Origin of the sequence: [Phormidium] sp. LEGE 05292 (genome assembly GCF_015207735.1) — a bacterium.
Classification (GTDB): domain Bacteria; phylum Cyanobacteriota; class Cyanobacteriia; order Cyanobacteriales; family Aerosakkonemataceae; genus Floridanema.
Genome location: NZ_JADEWG010000326.1, coordinates 1 through 1,723, shown reverse-complemented (window position 1 = coordinate 1,723; position 1,723 = coordinate 1). Strand labels below are relative to the sequence as shown.

The window sequence follows — 1,723 nt, the reverse complement described above, 5'->3', positions numbered from 1 at the left end:
TTTTGACACCCTCACCGACCTGAAGGACGGTGATTCCCTAGCAGTCGAACAGCGTTAACTGAACGTACTCTAGATGGGTTGACAGTTCATTGGAAACAGCCGAAAGTTCGGTCTTACACTTCCTCCCTGTCCGTTTAGAGTCGTGGGTATGTCCTACCCCGACTTCTCGACAAGCTCGAAGCCCCGCTTGTTCTATTCGTTTTGACGCATTATCATCTCGATCCTGTAATTTGCCGCAATTGAAGCAAACTATCTCCCTAATAGAAAGGTCTAATTTACCCCATTTATAGCCACAATCACAGCAAACTTGGCTGGTTGGTTCCCATCGGCTGATAACGACAAATTGGCGGCTGAATTTATGAGACTTGTTATCGCATAAACTTCTAAATTCTCGCCACCCTGCCTGACTTATTGCTCTGGACAGACGGCGATTTTTCAACATTCCAGAAACCCCCAAGTCTTCTAGAGCAATAACTTGATTTTCGCTAACTACTCTAGTTGAAAGTTTGTGGAGAAAATCTTTGCGTTTATCTCGTTGCTTGGATTTGAGTTTAGCCACTCGTAAACGCATTCGTTCTCGCTTTTTCGACCCCTTTTGACGACGAGAAAATTTGCGCTGCGCTCGTCTTATCTTACGTTCTAACTTTGAATAGTCTGGACTATCAATCTTTTCTCCTGACGATAAAGTAGCAAAGGTTTTTAAACCCAGATCTATTCCAATCGAGCCATTTTTCGCTGAATTAACTAATGGCACAATTTCCACAACAAAGCTCAAGAAGTAGCGCCCCGTACTATCTTTAATCACGGTAACGGAACTGGGTTCACTTGGTAGGGGTCTTGACCAAATAGTTTTTATACAGCCAATCTTAGCTAAGTAAACCTTATTACTTTTAATGCTAAATCCGCCTTTTCTGAATCTAGCAGTTTGACGATTAGACTTCTTTTTGAACTTGGGAAAATTTACCTTAGCACCCTTCCTGCTGCCGTTTCTAGACTCAAAGAAGTTCTTGAAAGCTACACCTAAATCAGCAATAGACTGCTGCAAAGGGATGTTTGAGACTTGAGTTAACCACTCTCTCTCTTTGGTCTTTTTTGCCTGAGTAATACAGATTTTTTGTAGTTCTGCGTTACTAGGTAACTTTTCGCTATTTCGGCAAAGTGCCAGCGCATCATTCCAAACGACTCTTACACACCCAAAGAGCTTGGCTAACTCTTTGCCTTGTTGGTCTGTTGGATAAATTCTGTACTGGTATCTTGCTTTCATGGGTGTTATTATACATTGGTCTGCATTAAAAAATCAACTATGTATAGGCGTGAAAGACATAGCGTTACAGACCTTAAGATTCATTTGGTCTGTGTAACCAAGTACAGAAAACAGGTGTTCACTAATGAAAGCCTAAAGCTAATAGAAGAATCATTTCTTACTGTTGCATCTTCGATGAATTTTCAAATACTGGAATTCCATGGTGAAGCCGATCATGTTCACGCGCTTATTGAGTATCCACCAAAGATATCTATCTCAGAAATTGTTAACGCTCTTAAAGGTGTTTCTAGTCGCAAATATGGACAAGCTGGACTCCTCAAACCACATAAGCAAGCTCTCTGGAGTCCTAGCTATTTTGCTGTGTCTGTAGGTGGTGCACCACTTGAAGTTTTGAAGCAATATATCAAAGAGCAAAGCCGCCCTAAAGGGTCGGGGCTTGCATCCCATTAATTTTGGTCA

Annotated in this window: 2 protein-coding genes; one reads left to right on the top strand and one right to left on the bottom strand. The window is 41.6% G+C overall.

The window, feature by feature from the left end; genetic code table 11:
- Positions 1 to 37: 37 nt before the first annotated feature.
- Positions 38 to 1,264, bottom strand: coding sequence for an RNA-guided endonuclease InsQ/TnpB family protein (locus IQ264_RS32370; RefSeq protein ID WP_193986862.1), 1,227 nt, complete (start codon positions 1,262 to 1,264; stop codon positions 38 to 40).
- Between the two features lie 39 nt (positions 1,265 to 1,303).
- On the opposite strand from IQ264_RS32370, the gene tnpA reads away from it, so the two are divergent.
- On the top strand, positions 1,304 to 1,714 hold the full coding sequence (gene tnpA / locus IQ264_RS32365) for an IS200/IS605 family transposase (protein ID WP_193986860.1): 411 nt from the start codon (positions 1,304 to 1,306) through the stop codon (positions 1,712 to 1,714).
- Positions 1,715 to 1,723 lie beyond the last annotated feature (9 nt).

Coding starts and splice junctions, on each gene's coding strand:
- IQ264_RS32370 (WP_193986862.1), bottom strand. CDS start 1,264: ATGAAAGCAAGATACCAGTACAGAATTTATCCAACAGACCAACAAGGC.
- tnpA (WP_193986860.1), top strand. CDS start 1,304: ATGTATAGGCGTGAAAGACATAGCGTTACAGACCTTAAGATTCATTTG.